Raw genomic sequence first — 24715 nt, forward strand, 5'->3', positions numbered from 1 at the left:
CTGTGATATTCAATTTTTTTGTTGTTGAGAACTAATTTTTAGATTTAAAAGCTTAGTTTAGATTGAATATGCTTAATGTTTTTGTGTTACAATCATATGTTATAATGTAACAAAATAAAGATAAAAAAACGTGTAGAATGCACAGGGCTTGATTTGCTTATTTTCAATCCATTAAGGAGGATTATTAATATGGTAATAGCCAGCTGTGAGCTAATTCTCTATCTACCGGCTGTTTCATCATTAAAAGAAAAGAGAAAGATTATAAAAAGTTTAATTGATAAAAGCCGCAATAAATTTAATATTGCAGTTGCAGAAGTTGAGAACAATGACTACTGGCAGAGTGCAGTAATTGGAGCTGCAGCAGTTGGAAATGATCGACGCTATTTAGAAAGTATGATGAATAAGTATATAAATTTTGTTGAAACACTACCTGGTTTTATTCTCACAGATTTTGAAGTGGAAATTATCTGACAGCTTATCCCTATCAATTAAGGAAGCGGCTTTATGATCTACGATAAGTGTAATTTCTGGATGTGTCTGCAGAAGTGAAGATGGAACCCTGGTAGATATACAGCCGCTCACAGTGGACCTAATAGCTTCAGCTTTATTTTCGCCACTCGCCAGCAGAATAATCCTTCTTGCTTTTAAAATAGTTGCCATTCCAATCGATAGTGCTTTTTGGGGAACTTCATCTTTTGAATCGAAAAATCTGCTGTTGGCTTCGATAGTTTCTTTTCTTAAATTCACAAGACCAGTTGTAACATTTAATTTTTCGTCCGGTTCATTAAAACCAATATGACCGTTTGCACCTATTCCCAGCACCTGAAGATCTATACCACCAGCACGACTTATTGCTTCTTCATATTCCTTGCATTCATTTATTACCTCATCTGTCATTCCATTGGGTATATTTATATTTTCTTTTTTAATATTTATATGTTTAAAAAAATTATTTTTCATATAATAATGATAGCTTGTTTCATTTTTGGGATCCAGCCCATAATATTCATCAAGATTAAAGGTTACAACTTCGGAAAAATCAACTTCATCATCTCTGTACATCTTTATAAGTTCGCTATACATGCCCAGGGGGGTACTGCCTGTAGCAAGACCAAGCACACTGTCAGGTTTTAATGTAATTTGACTTGCTACCATAAGGGCAGCCTTTTTACTCATTTCTTCAAAATTTTCTTCAATAATTAATCTCATCATTAAACCTCCTCAAGGTTGTTGAGTTTAAATTTTAGTTTAAATTTATAGCTGTCATTCCTGTAGTAGGCGGAAGTATATTCAAGGATTTTGTTATCACTGCTGTAGGTAAATTGTTCTAAGTATAAACCCAGCACCTGTTTTTTGATTCCCATTTTTTCTGCAGTATCTTTATTTATAATTACTGGCTCTATTTCAGCTTCTGCTCTGCTCAAAATACAGCCATATCTTTCCTTCATAATTTTAAAAAGTGAGCTTTCCTGCAGATTTTCCTTTTCTAGAGAAGGAAAATCTTTTATAGGGAGATAGGTGTTTTCCAGTAAAAAAGGTAGATCATCTATAATTCTCAGCCGCTGCAGATGATAAATTCTGTCTTCAGCCTCTATATTCAATTTTTCTGCTGCATTTTTGTCATTTATTATGTCAAATTTAATTAACTCTGTTTTAAAGCTGAGGCCTTTTTTCTTCATTTCTTCAGAAAAACTGGCTATAGGAGAAATTTCATATTCTTTATTTAATTCTGCTACAAAAGTACCGCTGCCCTGTTTTCGAACGAGATAGCCGTTGTTGACAAGTTCATCAACTGCTTTTTTTACTGTCATTCTGCTGACATCCTGATATTCTGCCAGCTTTCTTGCGGCCGGAAGTCTGTCACCTGTTTTAAGTCTGCCTTCCTTTATTAGTTCAAAAAGCAGTTCTTTAAGCTGATAATAGAGCGGAAGAGGACTGTTTTTACTTATTTTTTTCATTTTTTTTATCAAAAATATCCCCCCTAAATAGGTATATAGGATAAGTGGTATATACCAATTATACATGAATAAACTTTTTTGAACAAGTAAATTTTCAAAAAAAGGTGTATAGTGCAGGAAAATTAAATTTAAGTGAGAATATGTAAATTAATAAGATAAGAAAAGAAGGTGTTATAGGTGAAAAGATATCTGTTTTTTATTGTAGTTTTCTTTCTTGTTTTTTATTCTTTGTCTCTTTCTGCAGAAGAAATAGATTTAAATTCTTTTAAGTTTTCAATCAAACCTGACAATATTGAGGAATCAACTTTAATTCCGGCCTCAGAATTGAAAGAAAATCTTCCGCTATCTTTTCACAGAATGGAAGATAATAAATTTCTGATAATTTTTGCAGGAAGGTTTTATCTGCTGAATGTCGAGACAAAAAATATAAAAATTGAAGGTGGAGAAATTAGGCTGGAGAATAATATTTTTTATCTGAATGGACATCTGCTTCTGCCGGTTGAGTTTATTAAAATGCTGCCAGGAATTGATGTAGATAATTCTGGAAAAATAATTTATGACCAAAATTTTGCAGGATAAGACTGCATAAGAACAGGAGGGCTGTACAAGTTTGATTATTAGTAGACAGCAGAAAAGGAACATTTAAAGATTTCCATAATATAATAATCTGTCTAAAGGACTTCAATTTAATTTATAGGCAGTTACTGGAATAAGCAGACAGAATATGTTATCGAGTGGCTTTTATCAATCAGGGTAAACTGCTTGCTATGGCTATTGGCAGCCCGAAAAAATTTGAAAAAGAGCTGAGTAAAAGCAGAGATGAAGAGGTCACTTTACTGGAAGTATTTAAAGAACTAAATCAATAAGTTAGGCAGGAGGAAATTTATTATGAAAATTTCACCTGAACACAGCTTTTTATTCCAAAATATAAATCATATAGCATATTATTTAATAGATATGGAGCATTTTGGCCCTGTTAATCAAATGATGGCTGATATATGTAATCTTTCTAAAGAAGATATAGAATATCAGCATATATCAGCATTTTTTAATGATAAAGAGTTGAAAAATCTAAAAAAATTTCATAAAAAACTTTTTGAACAGGGTGAGGAAAAAAATGTCTGCAGGAGTTTTGTTAGAGATAGTGGAGAAGAGAGGTTTTTTGAGGTAAAATATATTCCTCATAAAAATAATAGTGAGAAAGTGGATTATATTCTCTGTCTTGCTGAAGATATTACAAAAAAACTGGCAGCTAAAAAAAAGATTAAAGCACAGAAAGAAGTGTTAAAGGATAATGAATTGAGGACAAGATTTTTTACCAATGTTTCACATGAATTAAAAACTCCACTTAATCTGATTTTTTCCACACTTCAGGTAATAGATTATTACAAAAAACAGCACAGCTACCTTAAAAATGACAAAAGATTGGATAAATATCTAAACTTAATAAAACAGAACGGATTTAGACTGCTGAGGCTTGCAAATAATTTGATTGATATAATCAGAATTGGTGCAGATTCATTTAAAATTAATAGAGGCAATTATGATATTATTTTTGTTATAAAAGGTATAATAGAATCTGTTAGTGATTTTATTGACAGTAGAGATAGGATGCTGAAATTCAGTACTGATATTAAAAGTAAAATTATTGCATGTGATCCATTTAATATTGAAAGAGTTATGCTTAATCTTCTTTCAAATGCAGTTAAATTTACAGAAGCGGGAGATGAAATCACAGTTAGTGTAGAAGAAAAGGAAGAAAAAATTGTCATAAGTGTAAGAGATACCGGTATAGGTATCAAAGAGGAAGAACGGGAAGTGATTTTTGAACAGTTTCGTCAGATAAATAAAAGCTTTAACAAACAGCAAGAGGGCAGTGGAATTGGCCTATCTCTGGTAAAGTCAATTATTGAAATGCATAATGGAAAAGTATGGGTTGAAAGTAAATTTGGCGAATACAGTCAGTTTAGTTTTTATTTGCCTGATTTTAAAGTTATTAAAGAAGATAATGATAGCGAAAAATATAAAGCGGATAACCTGTTTAATAAAGTTGATTTAGAATTTTCTGATATCTAATGATATCTATAATGTAGGGTTTTAAATATCGTTAATATGGCAGGAAAAAGGAGAGAACTGTTGAATTAATATATATAGTAAATAAAGCTTTACTGAAAGGAGGGGACTGTTTTGATAAATCTGGAAAATAAAGTATTCAATATCTATATTTACATATTTATATTTATTATTGTTTTAATATTAAATCAATCTGCTGTGGCTCAAAATAGAATTTTCTTCAATGGCAGAGATATAACAGAGGAAATAGAAACTCTTGAAAGAAAGGGAGAGCTTTTAATTAAAGCCAGGGATTTAGAAGAAATGCTTGATGCAGAGCTGAAGTGGCAGTCTGCTATAAAAACTCTGGAAATGAAATCAGATGGAGTAAAGATTAAACTGATGGCTGACAGTCCCTATATTCAGATAGGCAATAAAGCTTTAAAGACAAAAGCAGGATTGGTTTTGATGGACGGCAGTGCATTTGTTCCGCTGGCCAGATCAATAGAAGCTTTTGGATTTCTGCTTGAATTTCAGAGAGGTAAAGAAGAACTTTATATTTTCAAACCTGAGACTACTATAGATAATGTCTGCTGGTCAGAAGATGGAAACCAGCTTAAGATTGAGATGGATGAAATTACCCCCTATCGGGTACTCAAAGGAGAAAATGAAAAAGAAATTATTGTAGAAATAGACAAGGCTGAGATTGCTAAAGGTTTTACAGATAATATTTCTAATGATAACTTTTACTTAAAAATCGATAATGTTCCAGATAATGCACTTCTGCGGCTTACTGTTAAAAGTAAGTATCCTATACCTTTTCAGTTGGATGGTGGTGTACATGAAGAGGAAGAAGGACTTGTGCTAAGTTTCCTACCCCAGATTAAGACGATATCCTGGTCAGATAAGGATATGCTGATGGTGGAGGCAAATGGAGAAATATTTAAACCGGATATTATGTATCTGGAGGAACCAAGAAGAATGGTTATTGATATTCCCAATCTGATGCTGGGAGATTATAAACTTAACCTGCCAGAAAATGAGTGGGTTAAAGATGTTAGAGTTTCACAGTTTAAATATGACCCAGTAACCTTAAGAATAGTACTGGAACTAAAAGGTGAAAAGATTCTGCAGCCGTTAAGCCGGGAGAAGGAAGACCTTCTTGTCTTTAAACCTACCGTACAGACAGAGATAAATAATTTGGTCTATAGTGGTAGGAAAATAAAATTTAATTCTACTTCTTCTCTAGTGCCGGATATGTTTCTTCTTTCAGAACCACCTCGGCTGGTAATCAATCTCTTTAATGCCGAAAGAGGAGAAAATATTTCTGATAGTGTAGAAATAGAGAATGATTCTCTGATAGAAAAAATTCGTACTGCCCGTTTTGATCAGCAGACAGTACGCTTTGTGGCAGATCTTAAAGAGCTTACAGGCTACAGCTGGGAGGAAGAAAAAACCAATGATGGATATAGCTATACGGTCAGCTTCAAAAATAAGTTTTCCAGTATTAGTAGTAAAGAAGTTGATGGTTTTCAGTATATTAATATAAATTTAACCGGTAATGCTGAATATGAGGTAAAAAAATTTAACTATCCACACAGACTTGTAGTAGACATTAAAAACGCTGTTGATAATCTTGAAGATATTGAACTTCCAGAATATGGATCGATGATAAGAGATATCAGGACAAGCCGATTTGATAAAGATGGAAAAGAAGTTATAAGGCTGGTATTTGAACTGAATAAATATTACAACCACGAAATAACTAAGACAGAACAGGGGAGAAGAATAAATATTGCCCTGGCAAAAGATCAGAGTTTTGTAAATCCAACCAGAAAAGATCGAATAGTTGTAGATGCAGGACACGGTGGATTTGATCCAGGAGCAATAGGGAAAAGCGGCCTTGAGGAAAAAGAAGTAAATCTTGCGATTGCCTTACATTTAGCTCAAATGCTTAGAGATTCCGGTCAGGATGTAATTTTGACCAGAGATGGGGATGAGTTTATATCCTTAAAGCAGAGGGTTAGTAAGGCCAATAAATCCGGAGCAGCTCTTTTTGTGAGCATCCATGCCAATTCATTTAATGATCCACAGTCCAGTGGTACAGAGACATATTACAGCAGGGCAAAAAGTGAAAAAAGCAGGAAGCTGGCAGAATATCTGCAGCAGGAACTGGAAACAGGGATGGATCTTTTAGGAAGAGGTGTTAAAGAAGAAAATCTTTATGTAATTAAATATACTCAGATGCCGGCCGTTCTTGTGGAGACAGCATTTTTGTCAAATCCTCATGAAGAAAGTCTTCTTTCGGAAGATATGTTCAGAAAAAAAGCTGCTCGAGCCATCTATAGAGGTATTATAAAGTACATGAACACTATTAGTAAAGGGGGAGATAACTTATGATAGAAAAGAAATATAATCGTAAAAATCCCTCTAAAAAAAGGAAAATACTAGTACTTTTGAGAATTGCTCTAATTACAGCAGGTGTTATTTATTTGCTGATATTTTTGAACGGGTTGTTTACCGAAAAAGAAGTAGAAATATACTTTTCCACTGCAGATGCAATGTATCTACAGGCAGAAAAAAGAGAACTGACAGGTGAAGACATATACCGAGAGATAGCGGCTGAACTCAGCAGAGGACCTGATAATAAAAGCTTGAGGAAAACCATTCCTCAGGAAGTTGAGCTGATAGATTATCAGATTAAAGATGGTCTGCTTATTCTTAATTATAATAGAGCATTGGTAGAAAACCACTGGGGAGGAAGTACAGGTGAGAGGCTGACGGTTTATTCAATAGTGAATAGTTACACCTCCCTTGAAAATATTGATCAAGTTAAAATTTTGATTGAAGGTAAAGAAATTGAAACTCTGGCAGGGCATATGGATCTGACGTCATCATTTGTATTCAATGACAGCCTGGTTTTGCAGAAATAACTTGCAGCCGGGCTTATCTCTTATTATAATGTTATAGAAGTTAGATTTAATTTGAAGCTTAAGAAAACAGGAGCTGATTTATTTGTATGAAAAAAACAGACCGATTGGACTTCTAGATTCAGGAGTAGGTGGGCTGACAGCAGCAAAAGAAATATTAGATATATTAGAAAATGAAAAAATTATATATTATGGTGATACACTCCATCTTCCTTATGGTCCTAAAAATTTGGATGATGTAAGAAAATATGTTAAAAAAATAGTAAGATATCTGATTGAAGAATGGAAAGTTAAAGTAGTAGTTTTAGCATGTAATACGGCAACTTCAGCTGCTCTCGAAATTTTAAAAAAAGAGTTTTCTATTCCTATCTTTGGTATAATAGATAGTGGTGCCAGAAAAGCAGTAGAAATTAGTAAAAAGAAACGAATTGGATTAATTGGGACTCAGGGTACTATTTCCAGTATGGCATATCAAAATGCTGTTAGGTCTTATGATATAATGCAGAAAATTTATGCAGAACCGTGTCCACTTTTTGTGGAGATGGTGGAAAAAGGAGAATTTACAGGTAGGGAAATAGAAAAAACAGCAGAGAAATATCTGCAAAATCTTATTAAAAATGATATAGATGTGCTGATTTTAGGCTGTACTCATTATCCTTATTTGGCTCCTGTTCTAAAAAAAATTGTGGGAAATAAAATTAAACTTATTGATCCATCCCTTGAGATAGCTGGAGATTTAAAAAAATTTCTAATAAAAAATGATTTATTAAATATCAGCCCACATGCTGCAGAACATCAATTTATTGTAAGTGATATTGACAAAATATATCAAAAATTTTTAGTAGAGGGAAGAAAATTTTTAAAACTTGATAATCTTCATTTTGTAGAAGATAATATTTTTACAGAATATTAAGTGTTGGAGGGATTTTTTTTGCCACAGCTATTTAAGGGAAAAATAGAAAAAAAAGAATTTATGGAAAAAAGAAAAGAAATTCTAAAAAGCTGGAAAACAGGTAGTGAAGTTGATCTGCGTTCAGCTGTAGAATTTCAACGCAGTTTAAGTGAAGGCCGCAGAACATCTTCTGTACTTAAACAAGCAGCATCAGAAGGTAAAATACTCTGTCAGCCAAGGGCCGGTCTTACTCTTCTGGATCATCATTTAGAACTTCTTAACTTTCTGAAGAAAAATGCAAAAGCAGATATACTTTCCACAAATGTTGATACTATGACAAGACAGAACAGATATCAGGATGCAGAAAATGGACTGGTAGAGAGCAGGGAAATTAAAAAATCACTTCTGGATGGTTTTCCTATCGTGAGCCATGGAGTAGATAACTGCAGAGAAATAATTTTAAATTTAGATATTCCTGTTCAACTAAGACATGGAACTCCGGACTCGCGTTTAATGGCTGAGATAGCCTATGCATCAGGATTTAATGATTTTGTAGGTGGAGGTATTTCCTATAATTTCCCCTATGCAAAAGATAAAAATCCTGCTGACACTGTTTCCTGGTGGCAGTATGTGGACAGATTAACAGGATATTATGAAGACAGAGGTGTAAACATTAATCGTGAAACTTTTGGCCCACTTACAGGAACTATGGTTCCACCGGCTATCAGTGTTGCTGTTTCTATTATTGAAGGCATTCTGGCTGCAGAGCAGGGAGTAATTCACCTTAGCTTGGGCTATGGTCAAAACGGAAATTTAATTCAGGATACAGCTGCACTTATGGCCCTGAGAGAAATGGCAGATAAATATATAAATGATGATTTAAATTTAACAGATGATATTTTTATAAGCACTGTTTTTCACGAATGGCTGGGGGGATTCCCGGAAGATAGAGCAGCTGGATTTGCCCTTATAAATACTGGAATACTGTCGGCTGCAGCAGCAGAAACAGATAAAATAGTTGTTAGATCTCCAGGAGAAGCAATAAATACCTCCTGTAGGGAAGATCTGGCAGATGGTATCAGGACGACCAAACACTGTTTAAAAATTGCTAAAAGACAGGATTGTTTTGATATGAAGCTTGTAGAAGAGGAAAAAAGCATTATTATCAAAGAAGCATCAGCTATCATTGATAGGGTTAAAGATATTGCGGATGGATTTTGGGCAAAGGGTGCTGTTAAGGCAGTGGATATGGGTATTATCGATGTTCCTTTTTCTTCCAGCACTTTCAATAGAGGAGAAGTAATGCCCTGCAGAGACAGTAGGGGGGCGGTAAGATTTTTTAATACAGGACGCCTTCCATTTAATGATGAGATAAAAGAATTTCACAGAGAAAAAATTGAGGAAAGAGCAGATAAGGAGAAGCGTGAAGTCGACTTCCAGATGGTTATAGATGATATTTATGCAGCTGGAAGGGGTCTGCTCAGCAGTAGCGACTTCCAAAATTAAAGGAGGATTTAATAATAATGCGCAGTGATGGAAGAAAAAGAGACGAACTTAGAGAAATAAGAATTCAGAGGAATTTTACAAAATATGCAGAAGGATCTGTAATGATCGAAACTGGGGACACTATGGTATTATGTAATGTATCTATAGAAGACAGTGTGCCCTATTTTTTGCGTGGGAAAAATCAAGGCTGGCTGACAGCAGAATATTCTCTTCTGCCCAGATCAACACAGGATAGAATAATAAGAGAGGCTGCCAAGAGAAAATTGAACGGCAGAACCCAGGAAATTCAGCGCCTTATTGGACGCAGCCTGAGAGCTGTAGTAGATCTGGAAAAACTGGGTGAAAGGACAATCTGGGTAGACTGTGATGTCATTCAGGCAGATGGGGGGACCAGAACAGCCTCTGTAACAGGAGGATATGTAGCACTTGTTGATGGGATTAACAAACTTATGGAAAGTGGAGAACTCGAGGAAAATCCAATAAACACCTACATGGCCGCTACAAGTGTTGGTATTGTTGATGGTGAGCCTATGCTGGATTTATGTTATGATGAGGACTTTGAGGCTCAGGTGGATATGAATATAGTTATGAGTTCTGAAGGAAAAATCATTGAGATCCAGGGTACTGCTGAAGAAAGTCCTTTCAGTAGAGAAGAATTAAATCAACTTTATGATCTGGCAGAAAAAGGAATAATGGAGCTGATAGAAAAGCAGAAAATCAGCCTGGAGAGTGAATAAGTATGGAAAAAATTATTATCGGCAGTGGTAATAAAAATAAAATTAAAGAGATAAAAGATTTCTTTTCTAATTTAAAACTGGATTTTGTTGGTCTTCCGGAAGATATAAATCTACCTCCGGTGATTGAAGATGGCAGTTCCTATCGGGAAAATGCACTTAAAAAAGCCAGGCAGAGATCTAAAGAGCTGCAGCAGACAGTGCTGGCCGATGATTCTGGATTATCGGTTGATTATCTGGATGGGGCTCCAGGTATATATTCGGCACGTTTTGCTGGTGAAGAAAGTAGTGATAAAGAAAAATATTTAAAAATTATTTCACTGTTGAAAGACAGCAGAATAGATGAAAGAAAAGCAGCTTTTGTATCTGCAGTTGCTCTGGTCGATCCTCAAAAAGGAGACGAAATTGTTGTTGAAGGACGGGTGGAGGGTGTAATTACTCTTAATCCAGCTGGTGACTATGGTTTTGGTTATGACCCTATATTTTATCTGCCAGAATATGGTAAGACAATGGCGCAGCTGAGTCCGAAAGAAAAAAATAAAATCAGTCACAGAGCGAAGGCACTTAAGAAAATGAAAGAAGTACTTATACAGAGATATCTCGAGTAATTAGTAGTTTTTAAATTATAATTTAATTTTTAAGCCTCTGATCTATTATAATATTTTTTGACCAATGCTGTAATATAGGTTATACTAGTAAATGTCGTTATATCGGAGCGTGGCGCAGTTTGGTAGCGCACCTGCTTTGGGAGCAGGGGGTCGAAGGTTCAAATCCTTTCGCTCCGACCATTTAATCTTAATAACTTTTTGCGGGAGTAGCTCAGTTGGCTAGAGCATCAGCCTTCCAAGCTGAGGGTCGCGAGTTCGAGTCTCGTTTCCCGCTCCATGCGCCCGTAGCTCAGCCCGGATAGAGCAACGGACTTCTAATCCGTAGGCCACAGGTTCGAATCCTGTCGGGCGCACCATTTAAAATTAAAGTCTAATATGGTGGGTGTAGCTCAGTTGGCTAGAGCGCAGGATTGTGGCTCCTGAGGCCGTGGGTTCAAGCCCCATCACCCACCCCATTTTTAAGCACCCAGCAGGGTGTTATTTTTTTATTTTAGCACATATTAATATTAATTAATCTATTCCAGATATTTTTAAAAAATACAAAGCAATAATATCAATATTTCAAAAAAGTATTACAGAGAAAAATCCCTGTTCATTGGTCACAAACTATTTTCGACAGTATATTAAAAAATAGACAATAAATTTTTTTGATATTTAACTTGACATGGGAATAATATCACTATATAATGACATTAGTATAAATTAATATGAAGGTGGTTATATGATAGAAATTCTATCTTTTTTAAAGTGTATATCAGATGAAACAAGGCTAAAAATGCTTAAACTTCTTATGGAGGGGCAGTTCTGTGTGTGTCAGATGCAGGAAATTTTGGATAAATCACAGTCCAGCATTTCTCAACATCTAGCATATTTTAAAAATCTTGATCTGGTTGATGAAGAACATGACAGCAAATGGACATATTTTTCTATCAACAGGAAAAAGTATGATTACTATCTATCTGAGCTGTTATCGTTATCAACTAAAGATTTAGAGTATATGAAAATGAAAAAAATGAAAGATGAAATAGAAGCAATAAAAGCGGAAAACAGTTTCGAAAGAGAAAAAAACAATATAATGAGGTGCTGTGGATGATTAACAAGTTTGCTGAATTATTGGTTTACAACTGGATGGGCCTTGATGAGGCAACGCGCCTGGGCAGTTCAGTTCATTTTTTCTTTTATGATAGTATAAAGATTATCTTTCTGCTGAGTATTATGATATTTGTTATTTCAATTATAAGAAGTTTTTTTCCACCTGAAAAAACTAAAAAATTGCTCAGCAATTATAAAAAAATATTTGGTAATATTTTTGCGTCAATTTTAGGTGTTGTCACACCATTTTGTTCCTGTTCCTCGGTACCTATATTTATAGGTTTTGTTGAATCAGGTATACCGCTTGGTATAACATTTTCTTTTTTAATTACATCTCCAATAGTGAATGAGGTTGCTCTTGTTATGCTTTTTAGCCTTTTCGGTTGGAAGATAGGTCTACTTTATTTGATAAGTGGAATATTGGTTGGTGTTATTGGTGGAATAATTATAGAAAAACTTGGAATGGAAAAATATGTTGAGGAATATGTTTATGAAATAAGTACTGGTGAAGAAGATATAGAAGAACTCAATTGGGATCAGCGAATTAGTTTTGCTAAAAATGAGGTTAAAGATATTGTTGGTAGAGTCTGGAAATTTGTTATTATAGGTATTGGCCTGGGGGCACTGATTCATGGTTATGCTCCAGCGGAACTTCTGGCCCAATATGCTGGCCCGGACAATCCTCTTTCTGTAATCGCTGCAGTTATTGTTGGAATACCATTATATGCAAATGCAGTTGGAACAATACCAATTGTGCAGGCGCTGATGGGCAAAGGAGTTGCACTTGGTACTGCACTTAGTTTTATGATGGCAACAACAGCTTTGTCTCTCCCTGCTATGATAATTTTGCGCAAGGTAATAAAAACACAGCTAATAACAGTTTTTGTAACTGTTGTGGGGCTTTCTATAATTGGAGTCGGCTATATGTTTAATTTTGTAATGAATTTTGTTTAGTTGTTTGGGTTGTTTGTACCGGGTACCAGGTACAAAATAAAAATTAATTTAGGAGTGGTGTAAATGGAAATTAAAATTTTTGGTCCTGGATGTAAAAATTGCGTTAATCTGGCGAATAATGCAAAAAAGGCAGTGGAAGAAACAGGTGTTGAGGCAGAAATAATCAAGGTAGAAGACATGAAAGAGATTGCCCAGGCAGGCATAATGAGCACACCTGCTATTGCAGTTGATGATGAAGTTAAGATTAAAGGTCGTGTGGCAACAGTAGAGGAGATAAAAAAACTTATTTCTTAATATGATTTTTTAAATTTATTATCAGTTTTATTTAATTCCTTCTGAACCTTGTTATCTTTTATCTTTATATGTTATAATATAAAGGTCTTGTTGACCTGAAGTCAAAAATGCTGGAGGGAATTAAGATTGGCTAAATTTACAAAAAAATCAATTGAGCGCAGGAATGTTATAATGGAGGAAGCAGAAAAACTTTTTGTTGAAAAGGGTTTTGAAAAGACAACGGTAAAAGATATCGCTGATAAATCTGGAGTTGCAAAAGGTACTTTTTATTATTATTTTGACACAAAAGAAGATATAATTACCGCACTACTGGAAAAAAGATATAAAAAAACTGAAGAAAAAGCATTAAGAATTGCTGAAAGTGATAGATTTACTCCAATAGAAAAGATAGAAAGAATTTTGCTTCGTTTAATATTTGACCGACAGGATAATTTTAAAATATATGAATTTTTTAAGATAGATGAAAACGCAAAAATAATGAAAAAAAGAAATAAAGAATTTAGAGATAAATTTATACCAATATTTACTGAAGTAGTAAAAGAAGGAATAAAAAAAGGTGATTTTGAGACTGATTATCCGGAAGAAGTCACTGAGATAATGTTTATGGGGGTAGATGGATTTCTGCACAAACATTATGCCACCCTTACTACAGAAGAGATGTATAAAGGAAAGTTTTCAGCAGTAGAAGAGGTGATGAGCAGATCCCTGAATTTAAAAGATAGAAAAATCGATCTTTCATTAATGAAGCCCGAGAAATAGCTCGGGCTTTTAAATTTTTGTTTATTTATTTTCTTTTCTGTTTTTTTGCTCTTTATTGCAATCTATTTTTAGATAATTCAATTAATTATGATAAACTTCTTACTTAAATTGTTTGTCGGATAAATATTTAATTTACCTGGGGAGAAAGTAGGCAGGTAATTTGAAAGCAAAAGAGAACCTCTGAGCTGGAGGTTCTCTTACATAATGGAAATTTTAGTTTTGAGAATAAGCTTTTGCTTTTAATAATATTAATGAAATTAGGTGAAAAAATAACTATTGATTTATTATAGGTGTCGATATATTTTATTATGACCAGGCTCTTAACAATACTGCAGTAAATAGGGCCAGCATTCCAGAAACTAAACCAAGTCTAAATACACCTCTAAATAATTTTGTCATCAGTATCATCCTTTCTTATATTATTTATATTCTTATTAGAATAATCTTTATAAAATTATTCACAAAATCTCTTACAATTTAATTATACATCTTTAAATGTATTTGTAAACCCCTTTTAAAAAAGTTTAAATTATAAAATAATTCTTTATTTAAAGAATTATTTTGACAGTGAAAATAAAGATTAATATAATATAGTTAATCTGTTATAATATAAGTTTATTTTCCAATAAATCAGAAGTTTATACAGGATTTTATATAAATAGTTTTTAATAAAAATTTTTGTATGGAAGTGTAAAGGAGTGGATGTTTATAAGCTGAATGATGAATATTGATTGTCAATGGTGATAAAAATTGATTAAATGACTTTAGCTTTGTTTTTAAAGACTTTTCCTATTTTTGCAACACTAAAAAATAATTTTGGGGAAACTCTATTTTGTTTTTTATTTAACAGTATTGATTTAAAGTGATATAATAAAATAATAGGTGGTGATATAAGATGAAGAAAGATTTTACTAATAATGATTTGATTGCATTTATAGGTAGACTGGCAAATAAATGGGGGACAGGTCATGAAAGTGTTAATAAGATTCTGGATAAAATACACCAATTTTTAGAAGAAAAAGATTATGATTTTGGTTTTATGGATAAAATACTGGAATTTATAGAGATGCTGAAGGCATATTCGCGAAGAGAATTTCATATAGATGATAATTCACTTGGGTGGATAATTGCTACACTTGCATATTTAATGCTTCCAACTGATTTAATACCGGATTTTATACCTATTATTGGTTTTACAGATGATGCAGCTGCATTTATAATAGCCTATCAGAATATTTCTAAAGAAATTCATAGATTTAGAGCCTGGAAAGCAGCAGCTGAAGAAAAGGAAAGAAAAGAAGCTGGAAAAAGCAAAAATGAACAAAACCCGGTTATGAATGTAAAAACAGAAAATTAAATATTTTTTTCTAACACCTTGACATCTTCAAAAAGCTATGCTAATATTATATGTGCTTTTTGTGAATAAACATAAATTGAAGTTTTTCACAGATTGTGTGCGAAAGTGGCGGAATTGGCAGACGCGCTAGATTTAGGATCTAGTGGGTAATCCCCGTGTGGGTTCGAGTCCCACCTTTCGCACCATTTATAGCACTGTTCATGAACCCCGATATTGGCCAGGGCGCCAGGTCGGGGATTATTATCATATATAATAGAGTTTTAAAAGTTAATTGAATATAATATTATTTGGACTGAAATTTTAATATCTGCAAGGAGGAATATTGATGGAAGTTGTAAAAGAAAAGCTTGAAGGAAATAGGGTTCAGCTTGAAGTGGAAATAGAGGAAGAAAAAGTAGAAGAAGCTTTAGAAAAAGCATACCGCAAAGTAGTAAAAGATATTTCAATACCGGGGTTTAGAAAAGGTAAAGCACCGCGCAAGGTTGTAGAAAAGCGCTTTGGAGAAGAAGTTCTTCATAAAGATGCCCTGGACATATTGATTCCACAGGGGTACAGTAAAGCACTGGAAGAGGCAGGTATTGAACCGATTGCTCAACCAGAAATTGAAGATTTTTATATTGCTGCTGGTGAGCCTGCAACATTTAAAGCAGTTGTAGAAGTGAAGCCAGATGTAAAGCTTGGTAAATACAAAAATCTGGGTATAGAAAAAGAAGACAGTGAAGTAAAAGACGAAGAAATAGAAACACGTCTTCAAAATATGTTAGACCAGCACAGCCAGCTTGTCAATTCTGACAAGGAAGAGCTGGAAGAGGGTGATTTTGCTATCATTGATTTTACAGGATATGTTGATGGCGAAAAGTTTCCCGGTGGTTCAGCTGAAGAATATACTCTGGAGATTGGATCTGGAAGTTTTATACCAGGGTTTGAAGAACAACTTGTTGGATTAAAAGTTGGGGAAGAAAGAAATATAGAAGTCACCTTCCCGGAAGGATATCAGGCAGAAGATCTTGCCGGGAAAGAAGCTGTATTTGAAGTAAAATTGAAAGAAATAAAGATTAAAGAAACTCCAGAATTGGATGATGAATTTGCTCTAGAAGCAAGTAAATTTGAAACTTTAGATGAGTGGAAAAATAACCTAAGAAGTGAAATGCAGGAACAGAAAGAAACTGCAGCGGAAAACAGTTTTAGAGAAAAGTTAATTAAAAAAGCAAGCGAAAATGCTGAAGTTAATGTTTCCGATACATTGGTAGAAGAACAGCTGGATCAGATGTTTGAAAACCTATCACATTCAATTTCTCAGCAGGGTTTAGATGTTGAAGATTATCTGAACTATATAGGAATGGATGAAAAAGAGTGGAGAGAACAGAATAAAGAGACAGCAAAAGAAAGAGCTAAAGAACTGCTGGTATTAGAAGCAATTGCAGAAAAAGAAAATATAGAAGTAAGTGAAGAAGAAATAGATAAAGAAATAAAAGAAATTGCAGAAGCAAATGATCAGGACTTTGAAAAAGTAAAAGGAATTCTGAAGATTCAGGGCCAGCTTTCAATTCTTAAGGAAGATATTATCCGCAAAAAGACAATTGACTTTCTGGTAGAAAACAATTAATGAAGGCAGAACGTACTTTTTTAATAAAAAAATTATGATATAATTATATATGAGGAGGGAAAAGCAATGAGTTTAATTCCAATGGTAGTTGAACAGACAAATAGAGGAGAAAGATCATATGATATTTATTCTCGGCTTCTCAAAGATAGAATAATATTTTTAGGTTCTCAGGTTACAGATGATGTAGCAAATGTAGTTATTGCTCAGCTTCTTTTCCTTGAAGCAGATAATCCAGACAAAGATATTTATCTATATATCAACAGTCCAGGTGGTTCTGTAACAGCAGCACTGGCCATGTATGATACAATGCAGTATATTAAACCTGATGTAGTGACAATAGGTATGGGTCAGGCAGCAAGTGCAGGAGCTCTGCTGCTGGCAGCAGGTGCAGAAGGAAAGCGCTATGCGCTTCCCTATTCAAGAGTTATGATCCATCAGCCTGCCGGTGGAGTACAGGGTAAGGCAACAGAGGCTGAAATTCACATTAAAGAGCTAATGCGGATTAGAGAAGTGCTCAATGATATTTTAAGTAAACATACAGGACAGAGTACAGAAAAAATTGCTCAGGATGTAGAGAAAGATTATTTCATGACTGCTGAAGAAGCAGTGAATTATGGAATAATAGATGAAGTAATCAGCAGAAATGATTTGAAATCAAAGTAATTTACCTTAAGAGGTGATAGGATGTTTAAATTTGGCGACGAAGTGGGTCAGTTGAAGTGTTCTTTTTGTGGGAAAAGTCAGGAACAGGTGCGCAAATTGGTGGCTGGCCCCGGGGTATATATTTGTGATGAATGTATAGAACTCTGTAATGAGATTATTGAAGAAGAAATCGATGATGAGATGGATTTTAATTTCAGCAGTGTTCCAAAACCCCGAGAAATAAAAGGTATCCTGGATCAGTATGTGATCGGACAGGATAGGGCAAAGAAATCTCTTTCTGTCGCTGTTTACAATCATTATAAGCGTGTAAACTCAGACATGAAGATAGATGATGTAGAACTTCAGAAAAGTAATATTTTGATGGTGGGTCCAACCGGGTGTGGAAAAACACTTCTGGCCCAGACACTTGCAAAGATAATTGACGTACCGATTGCAATTACCGATGCCACATCTTTAACAGAAGCCGGATATGTTGGAGAAGATGTAGAAAATATCCTGCTAAAATTGATTCAGGCAGCAGATTATGATATAGAAAAAGCAGAGCGGGGAATAATTTATGTGGATGAAATCGATAAAATTGCCCGCAAATCAGAAAATCCATCAATTACTCGGGATGTTTCTGGAGAAGGTGTACAGCAGGCACTGCTTAAAATACTGGAAGGTACAGTAGCCAGTGTTCCTCCACAGGGAGGTAGAAAACACCCTCATCAGGAATTTATTCAGATCGATACAACAAATATTCTCTTTATAGCAGGTGGGGCATTTGATGGTCTGGAGAAATTAATAAATTCCCGCATAAGTGAAAAGGTAATGGGTTTTGGCGCAGATATAAAAACTCAGGAAGAAAGCAAAAATATTGGTAATGTATTGAAACATATACTGCCGCAGGATCTTCTTCACTATGGTTTAATACCTGAATTCATTGGCCGGATGCCGATACTTGTAACATTAGATCAGCTGGAAGAAGAAGATTTAGTAAGAATCCTCACTGAACCCAGAAATGCTCTTGTTAAACAGTATAAAAAGTTTTTTCAGATGGATAATATAGAGCTTAACTTTACAAAAGAAGCATTAAAGGCTATTTCGCGGAAAGCTCTATCAAGAAATACAGGAGCAAGAGGTTTAAGATCAGTGGTGGAAAATACAGTTTTAGATATTATGTATGATCTTCCCTCACAGCCAGAGGTGCGCAAATGCCTTATAACAGATGAAGTAATTGAAGAAAATAAAAAGCCGGTATTAGAAATAGACGAAAATACTGAAGAATCTGCTTAAATTGAAGTAAAGCTGCTAATGAACGATTAATCAGGAGATAATATTGCTCTTTTAAGGGTAGTATTATCTCTTTAATTTTCTTATAGGTTTAAAGAAAACTGTTTTTAAAAACAGAAATATACTAGCTGAGAGGTGAGTAAATTGGCTGAGAGTAATAAAAAAATAGAAAAAATTCAGGAACTTCCTATGCTGGCATCTAGAGGTGTTGTTGTTTTTCCACATATGGTAATCCCACTGCTTGTGGGGAGAGATAAATCAATTGAAGCATTAGAAGAAGCAATGATGGAAGAGAAAAAAATATTGATTGCAGCACAGAAAGATGAAGCTGTAGAAGAACCCGCTGAAGATGATATATATAAATTTGGTACAGTAGCAGAAGTAAAACAGCTGGTAAAACTTCCCAATGGAATGTTGAAAGTTATTGTAGAAGGACTGCAGAGAGCAGGTATAGTAGAATTTCTTGGAGAAGACGACTATTTTATGGTCGAAGCTGAGATTTTTCCAGAAAAAGAACCGGAAGTGAATAGAGAAATACAGGCGTTAATGCGAACAGTTCTTAAAGCTTTTGAAGAATATATTAAATATAACCGCAATCTTCCTGGAGAAACAATTATGTCGGTAAGCAATATTGAAGAAGCAGGTCGGCTGGCAGATGTAATTGCCTCACAGGTTGATCTCAAATTTGATCAGTTAGAAGAACTTCTGGAAGCAGTGGATGTTGTTGAAAGACTGGAAAAAATGCTGGAACTGCTTCAGGATGAAGTCGAAGTGCTGAAAATAGAGCAGGATATCAACAAAAGGGTCCGTAAACAGGTAGAAAAAAATCAGAAAGAGTATTATCTAAGGGAAAAAATGAAAGTAATAAAAGATGAACTGGATGAAGATGATGATACTGAAGATGAAATAGATGAATATTATGAAAAGATGGAAGAAGCAGAGCTTCCGGAAAAGGTAAAAGAAAAAGTTGAAGAAGAAATAAAAAAGCTCAATAGAACGCCCAATATGTCTCCCGAAGCAACTGTAATCCGCAACTATCTTGACTGTGTACTGGAACTTCCCTGGAATAAAGAGAAAGAGGAAGAGATAGATATAAAGAAAGCAGAAGAAATTTTAGAAGAAGACCATTATGGATTGGAAGATGTAAAAGAAAGAATTTTAGAATATCTTGCTGTCAGAAAATTAGCACCTGTTAAAAAAGGTCCTATACTTTGTTTGGTTGGTGCTCCAGGTGTAGGAAAAACATCTCTCGGCAAATCAGTAGCAAGGGCACTTAACAGAGATTTTGTGCGCCTTTCACTTGGTGGTATAAGAGACGAAGCAGAAATAAGAGGGCACAGAAGAACCTATATTGGTTCCAGACCGGGGCGAATAATTAATGCAATGCGTGATGCTGGGAGTAAAAATCCTGTATTTCTGCTGGATGAAGTGGATAAGATGAGTTCGGATTTTCGTGGAGACCCATCATCAGCTATGCTGGAAGTACTGGATCCTGAACAGAATATGGAATTTACAGACCATTATCTGGAAATCCCTTTTGATCTTTCCCAAGTGTTATTTATAACAACTGCCAATGTCGCTTACACTATTCCTGCTCCACTGCTTGACAGGATGGAGCTGATAGAAATACCGGGCTATACGGAAGACGAAAAAGTAAAAATTGCAGAAAGACACCTGCTGCCGCGAATATATAAAGATCACGGATTAAAAGAGGATCAGATAAATATTTCTACAAATGCTATTTTCAAAGTTATTAGAGAATATACCAGAGAAGCTGGAGTGAGAGAGTTGGAAAGAAAGCTGGCGGCCATTACCCGTAAAGTGGCAAAAGAATTTGTAGAAGGCAGAGATAAATCTGCTCTTGTTTCTGTAAACAGTATAGAAAAATATTTGGGGTTGGCTGATTATGAGTACGAAAAAAGTGATTTAGAAAACAGAGTTGGTGTTGCCACAGGAATGGCTTACAATCAGGCCGGTGGAGATATACTTGCCATTGAAGTTGCAGTTGTGCCTGGTAACGGAGAACTAATTTTAACAGGTTCTTTAGGTGATGTAATGAAAGAATCAGCTCAAGCAGCTTTAAGCTATATTAGATCAAAGCAGACTGAACTGAGTCTTATTGATGGATTTTACAAAAAATATGATATTCATATTCATGTTCCCCAGGGAGCAGTACCCAAAGATGGTCCTTCAGCAGGTATTACCATAGCTACAGCACTTGCATCTGCACTTACCGGTAGACCTGTGCGCGGTGATTATGCAATGACTGGAGAAATTACACTGCGGGGTAGAGTTCTTCCTATTGGTGGACTAAAAACAAAAATACTTGCTGCCAAAAGGGCAGGGATTAAAAAAATAATTATTCCCGAAAAAAACAGAAAGAATTTTGAAGAAATATCAGATGAAATTATAAAAGATGTTGAAGTAAACTATGTATCACATATGGATCAGGTAAGAGAAATAGTTCTTGTTGAGGATGAGAACAGTGAAGATTAAGCATGCAGAATTTATAAAAAGTGTCTTTAAACTGGAAGAATGTCCCAGAATCAGACAGCCAGAAATTGCTTTTAGCGGCAGATCAAATGTTGGTAAATCTTCGCTGATAAATGTAATTACAGGCAGGAAAAAGCTGGCCAGAACAAGCAGCACACCCGGACTAACACAGTCGCTAAACTACTACAATATAGAGGATAAATTTTATTTAGTAGATCTGCCTGGCTATGGTTTTGCCAGTGTGCCGAAAAAAGTTAGGGACCAGTGGGCAGAACTTATAGACGGCTATTTAAACTACAGAGAAAATTTAATTGGAATAATCCAGATTATAGATGCCAGGCACAAACCGACAGATGATGATAAAATGATGGTGGACTGGCTTAAATTAAATGGAGTTAATTTTTTAATAGCTGCCACAAAAGCTGACAAAATTTCCAATAATAAAAAGGCAAAACAGAGGAAATTGATTTTTAAAGAGCTGGATCTTTACCCTGATGACAATTTTATTTTCTTTTCTGCTAAAACAGGAGAAGGAAGCAGAGAAGTACTAGATTATATTGATTTTCTGCTGGATTTTAAAAGAAGTTAGGAGGGTGAAAATGTCAGACAGCTATACCCGCTATTTTGCCGAAATTTATGATGATATAATGCGTGCAGTTCCATATGACAGCTGGTTATATTATTTGCAGGATCTTATTGATTATTACAAAGCAGATACAGAAAAGATTTTGGAATTAGCATGTGGGACTGCAAATATGACAGTAAGATTGAGCAGACTAAAGGAAGTAAAACATATTACCGCAGTTGATTTATCTCCAGAAATGTTAAAAAAAGCTGCAGAAAAAATAAATACAGCAAATACAGAGGTAGAATTTGTACAGGGAAATATGAAAGAGATAGAATTTGATAAAAAATTTACATTGATAGTTTCCTTTTTTGATAGTATAAATTATCTAACAAAAGAAGAAGATCTTGCCAATTTGTTTAATAATGCTGCTAGTGTACTCACCCATGATGGATTATTTATTTTTGATATGAATAGTATTGGAAGAATAAACACAATTAAAGAAAAGAAGACTCTTTTGGAAGGTGACAACTACAGCTGTCTGTGGGAAGATATAGTATATAGAGATAAGGATATCTGGCAGGTCAGGTTAAAAATATGCTTAAAAGGCGATAATCAGCCCTGTTATGAAGAACTGCACAGTGAAAGAGGCTATAAAATAAAAAAGGTAAAACAACTGCTGTCTAAAAATGGATTTCGATCTATTGAAGTGCTAAATGCATTTAGCTTTCGTAAAGGTAAAGATAGTTCTAATAGACTTTATTTTATTGCGTCACCTCAGAAAAAAAGATTAAAAAATAACAGAGGTATAATAAAAAAACTTCTGTTTCTATGTAAAAATGATATTAAAAATATAATACGTTATATTTGAAAAACTGCCGTTTTAAAACGGCAGTTTTTTATGAAATAGATATTATTGCTTTCAAATAATATATTTTTTGTCATCTATTATTTACTTTTTGCTGACAACTTCTTTTAAGTGTGATTCTTTATTTTTAGGTCTTCTCCAAATTATTTTTTTAAGCCAGGGAAGAACATAATAATCAAGTCCAAAAGAACGCCCTGAACCGATTAGAGCGATTGAGGCAAAAAGGAACCAGAATAATGGACTAAAGTGTCCGGGATATTCACTGGACCAGTGTGCATACTGACCAGCCAGTAAAAAGTTAATTGAAAATCCAACAGAACCTAAAGCACCCAGGCTTGCAAATAAACCAAAGATTAAGGAAATACCGATTCCTATCATACTGAGAGTTACTACAATTTGAAAGAAAAGTGGGAACTTAAAGATAATAGCTTCATTGAGCCAGACATACCAGCCGACAGCATAGTCACCGATAGGTGATGATGAAGCTCCCGAAACCAGATAATCTCCACTCAATAACCATCCATCTCTCACTTTGGTATATCCTTCATAAAGCCACATGATTCCAACAAAAATACGTAAAGGAACTAACCAGAGTGATCTTGAAGTCGCACTAAAAAAGCTAAATAATTGAGATACAAGTCCTTTATGTGAAGCCTGATCATGGATATATTCATCTATAAGGCTAAATCCTTCTTTTATACCACCAATATTAAACAAATAGTGCATATTAACAAGATGTTTAAGCAGCATAGCTGGACGACCTTTAAGTGATAATCCAGTTACATCAGCTACGGCAAAATCTCCACCAATAGAAACCATTACACCATGTAAAGCAGCTTCAATATTTTCTTTTTCCTTACCAGTAATTTCTGAATAAACATTGTTTGCCGCACATTCTCCAGTCTGCATAGCAGATTCAACCAGAGCAGGAAGAGTGTCTTCATCTGCCCATGGAGCTGCAGAATTGTCACCAATAGCAAAAACTTCTGGATAATCCGTCAGCTGAAGGTATTCATTAACTATAAGTCTTTCACTTTTATCTTTTTCTAATTCAAGTTCTTCAACAATTTCAGCACCTTTAACACCACAGGTCCAGATAACAGTATTTGTGCTGATTTCAACATCATTCTGAAGAACAACACTATTTTCGTTAACAGCTGTTATAAAAGATCCTGTTTTTACTTCAACATTTTTCTTTTTAAGATACTCAAGTGCTTTGTCCACCAATTCATCTTTAAGATTGGGGAGGATTCTATCCAGCCCTTCTACAAGATAAAGATCGACATCTTTGCGTGGGATTCCATACTGCTTTGAAAGTTCATCAAACCAGGTAATTAATTCACCCACCATTTCTACTCCGGTAAAGCCACCACCTGCAACTACAAAAGAAAGCAGTTCTCGTCTGCGCTGAGGGTCAGATTCGCACTGCGCTTTTTGAAAACAATTTTTAATATGTTCATTAATTTTTTTTGCATCATCGATAGACCAGAGTGTAAAAGCATTTTCTTTAACACCTTCAACACCGTAATCAGCAGGCTGACTTCCAGCACCAAGAATCAGATAATCATATTCATATATATGTTCATCTGATGATAGGGTTTTGCTGTCAAAGTCAATTTCATTTATCTTGTCCTGAAGAACATTAACCTTTGTACTTTCAAAAAGTCTGTTAAGACTTATTTGAAGATCTTCAGGTAGGATGCGGTTACCCGCAACTTCATGTAACTCTGTGATCAAATTATGAGTGGGGTATTTATCAATCAGAGTTATTTCTATTTCAGGACTTTTCTTTGCCAGCTTTGCCAGACGTTTGGCAGCTGAAACTCCACCATAACCTGCGCCTAATATTACAACATGTTTGCGCATAGTATTTCCTCCTTATTAATTTTTTCATTAAATAATATTGTAGTTATATTTTTCACACATCTATTATAGCATATTTATTTTAAAAAGCAAGAAATCTTATAAAAATACTCGGGAATATTTCTGTAATTATATATAAATAATAAGTATAAATGCCTCTTCGCTATTTAGTGTGGGTTTTCATTGTTCTTTTATTTAATATAGCTGAATTTATTCATTTCAATCTCCAATTATGGTATACTTTACCTA

Annotated in this window: 24 protein-coding genes and 5 tRNA genes; 26 read left to right on the forward strand and 3 right to left on the reverse strand. The window is 34.6% G+C overall.

The genetic code is table 11. The annotated features are described in order from the left end of the window. Positions 1–189: 189 nt before the first annotated feature. The gene (locus DFR78_RS10085) at positions 190–471 is read left to right on the forward strand and encodes a DUF503 domain-containing protein (protein ID WP_114458722.1); all 282 of its coding nucleotides are present in this window, start codon (positions 190–192) and stop codon (positions 469–471) included. On the opposite strand, the gene nagB is transcribed toward DFR78_RS10085, so the two are convergent. Both nagB and DFR78_RS10095 read right to left on the reverse strand, forming a co-directional pair. Next, a complete protein-coding gene (nagB, locus tag DFR78_RS10090) occupies positions 427–1209 on the reverse strand; it encodes a glucosamine-6-phosphate deaminase (RefSeq protein ID WP_114458723.1) in 783 nt (260 codons plus the stop codon). The two genes, DFR78_RS10085 and nagB, sit on opposite strands and share 45 nt — an antisense overlap. Positions 1210–1211: 2 nt before the next feature. Beyond that, complete coding sequence (locus DFR78_RS10095) at positions 1212–1970, reverse strand: GntR family transcriptional regulator (RefSeq protein ID WP_233487042.1); 759 nt, start codon at positions 1968–1970, stop codon at positions 1212–1214. Positions 1971–2135: 165 nt separating this feature from the next. Between DFR78_RS10095 and DFR78_RS10100 the strand changes: the two genes are divergently transcribed. The 25 genes from DFR78_RS10100 (at position 2136) to DFR78_RS10215 (ending at position 22606) form a co-directional block, all read left to right on the forward strand. After that, a complete protein-coding gene (locus DFR78_RS10100) occupies positions 2136–2537 on the forward strand; it encodes a hypothetical protein (protein WP_114458724.1) in 402 nt (133 codons plus the stop codon). 155 nt (positions 2538–2692) lie between these two features. After that, positions 2693–2824 carry a hypothetical protein gene (locus DFR78_RS12320; RefSeq protein ID WP_255416542.1) on the forward strand — a complete coding sequence of 44 codons (132 nt, stop codon included), beginning with the start codon at positions 2693–2695 and terminating at the stop codon, positions 2822–2824. A 22-nt stretch (positions 2825–2846) separates the two neighbouring features. Further along, positions 2847–4034, forward strand: coding sequence for a PAS domain-containing sensor histidine kinase (locus DFR78_RS10105; RefSeq protein WP_233487043.1), 1188 nt, complete (start codon positions 2847–2849; stop codon positions 4032–4034). Positions 4035–4145: 111 nt separating this feature from the next. Continuing rightward, on the forward strand, positions 4146–6410 hold the full coding sequence (locus DFR78_RS10110; RefSeq protein WP_233487044.1) for an N-acetylmuramoyl-L-alanine amidase family protein: 2265 nt from the start codon (positions 4146–4148) through the stop codon (positions 6408–6410). Then, positions 6407–6943, forward strand: a complete 537-nt coding sequence (locus tag DFR78_RS10115; RefSeq protein WP_114458726.1) for a GerMN domain-containing protein — start codon at positions 6407–6409, stop codon at positions 6941–6943. Before DFR78_RS10110 ends, DFR78_RS10115 begins: the two co-directional genes overlap by 4 nt. An 82-nt stretch (positions 6944–7025) precedes the next feature. After that, on the forward strand, positions 7026–7853 hold the full coding sequence (gene murI, locus DFR78_RS10120; protein ID WP_114458727.1) for a glutamate racemase: 828 nt from the start codon (positions 7026–7028) through the stop codon (positions 7851–7853). Between the two features lie 18 nt (positions 7854–7871). Next, positions 7872–9338 carry a methylaspartate mutase subunit E gene (locus DFR78_RS10125; protein WP_233487045.1) on the forward strand — a complete coding sequence of 489 codons (1467 nt, stop codon included), beginning with the start codon at positions 7872–7874 and terminating at the stop codon, positions 9336–9338. Positions 9339–9355: 17 nt separating this feature from the next. After that, positions 9356–10075 carry a ribonuclease PH gene (rph, locus tag DFR78_RS10130; protein WP_114458728.1) on the forward strand — a complete coding sequence of 240 codons (720 nt, stop codon included), beginning with the start codon at positions 9356–9358 and terminating at the stop codon, positions 10073–10075. Between the two features lie 2 nt (positions 10076–10077). After that, positions 10078–10680: an XTP/dITP diphosphatase gene (locus tag DFR78_RS10135; protein ID WP_114458729.1), complete on the forward strand. Its 603-nt coding sequence runs from the start codon at positions 10078–10080 to the stop codon at positions 10678–10680. A 103-nt stretch (positions 10681–10783) separates the two neighbouring features. Further along, positions 10784–10860 (forward strand) — tRNA-Pro (locus DFR78_RS10140). Positions 10861–10880: 20 nt separating this feature from the next. Beyond that, positions 10881–10957 (forward strand) — tRNA-Gly (locus DFR78_RS10145). Position 10958: 1 nt separating this feature from the next. Next, positions 10959–11036 (forward strand) — tRNA-Arg (locus DFR78_RS10150). 22 nt (positions 11037–11058) lie between these two features. Next, positions 11059–11135, forward strand: a tRNA-His gene (locus DFR78_RS10155). 266 nt (positions 11136–11401) lie between these two features. After that, a complete protein-coding gene (locus DFR78_RS10160) occupies positions 11402–11773 on the forward strand; it encodes a helix-turn-helix transcriptional regulator (RefSeq protein WP_114458730.1) in 372 nt (123 codons plus the stop codon). Then, entirely contained in the window at positions 11770–12726 is a 957-nt protein-coding gene (locus tag DFR78_RS10165) for a permease (protein WP_114458731.1), read from the forward strand. Before DFR78_RS10160 ends, DFR78_RS10165 begins: the two co-directional genes overlap by 4 nt. Before the next feature lie 63 nt (positions 12727–12789). After that, the gene (locus DFR78_RS10170; RefSeq protein ID WP_114458732.1) at positions 12790–13020 is read left to right on the forward strand and encodes a thioredoxin family protein; all 231 of its coding nucleotides are present in this window, start codon (positions 12790–12792) and stop codon (positions 13018–13020) included. Positions 13021–13146: 126 nt separating this feature from the next. Continuing rightward, complete coding sequence (locus DFR78_RS10175; protein ID WP_114458733.1) at positions 13147–13779, forward strand: TetR/AcrR family transcriptional regulator; 633 nt, start codon at positions 13147–13149, stop codon at positions 13777–13779. A gap of 895 nt (positions 13780–14674) precedes the next feature. Next, positions 14675–15136: a YkvA family protein gene (locus tag DFR78_RS10180; protein ID WP_114458734.1), complete on the forward strand. Its 462-nt coding sequence runs from the start codon at positions 14675–14677 to the stop codon at positions 15134–15136. Positions 15137–15235: 99 nt separating this feature from the next. Further along, positions 15236–15321 (forward strand) — tRNA-Leu (locus DFR78_RS10185). A 140-nt stretch (positions 15322–15461) separates the two neighbouring features. Then, a complete protein-coding gene (gene tig / locus DFR78_RS10190) occupies positions 15462–16742 on the forward strand; it encodes a trigger factor (RefSeq protein ID WP_114458735.1) in 1281 nt (426 codons plus the stop codon). A 66-nt stretch (positions 16743–16808) separates the two neighbouring features. Further along, positions 16809–17405 (forward strand): ATP-dependent Clp endopeptidase proteolytic subunit ClpP, encoded by a 597-nt coding sequence (clpP, locus tag DFR78_RS10195; protein WP_114458736.1) that lies wholly within the window; start codon positions 16809–16811, stop codon positions 17403–17405. A gap of 21 nt (positions 17406–17426) precedes the next feature. Then, the gene (gene clpX, locus DFR78_RS10200) at positions 17427–18680 is read left to right on the forward strand and encodes an ATP-dependent Clp protease ATP-binding subunit ClpX (protein ID WP_114458737.1); all 1254 of its coding nucleotides are present in this window, start codon (positions 17427–17429) and stop codon (positions 18678–18680) included. Positions 18681–18866: 186 nt separating this feature from the next. Further along, on the forward strand, positions 18867–21173 hold the full coding sequence (gene lon / locus DFR78_RS10205; protein WP_233487046.1) for an endopeptidase La: 2307 nt from the start codon (positions 18867–18869) through the stop codon (positions 21171–21173). After that, positions 21163–21759, forward strand: a complete 597-nt coding sequence (yihA, locus tag DFR78_RS10210; protein ID WP_114458739.1) for a ribosome biogenesis GTP-binding protein YihA/YsxC — start codon at positions 21163–21165, stop codon at positions 21757–21759. The genes lon and yihA overlap by 11 nt, the downstream gene beginning before the upstream one ends. Positions 21760–21769: 10 nt before the next feature. Next, positions 21770–22606, forward strand: a complete 837-nt coding sequence (locus tag DFR78_RS10215; protein WP_114458740.1) for a class I SAM-dependent methyltransferase — start codon at positions 21770–21772, stop codon at positions 22604–22606. Positions 22607–22687: 81 nt separating this feature from the next. Here the strand turns inward: DFR78_RS10215 and DFR78_RS10220 are convergent, their stop codons facing one another. Then, positions 22688–24469: an FAD-dependent oxidoreductase gene (locus tag DFR78_RS10220; RefSeq protein WP_114458741.1), complete on the reverse strand. Its 1782-nt coding sequence runs from the start codon at positions 24467–24469 to the stop codon at positions 22688–22690. Positions 24470–24715 lie beyond the last annotated feature (246 nt).

Origin of the sequence: Halanaerobium sp. MA284_MarDTE_T2, assembly GCF_003337245.1 — a bacterium.
In the GTDB taxonomy this organism is placed as follows: domain Bacteria; phylum Bacillota; class Halanaerobiia; order Halanaerobiales; family Halanaerobiaceae; genus QPJE01.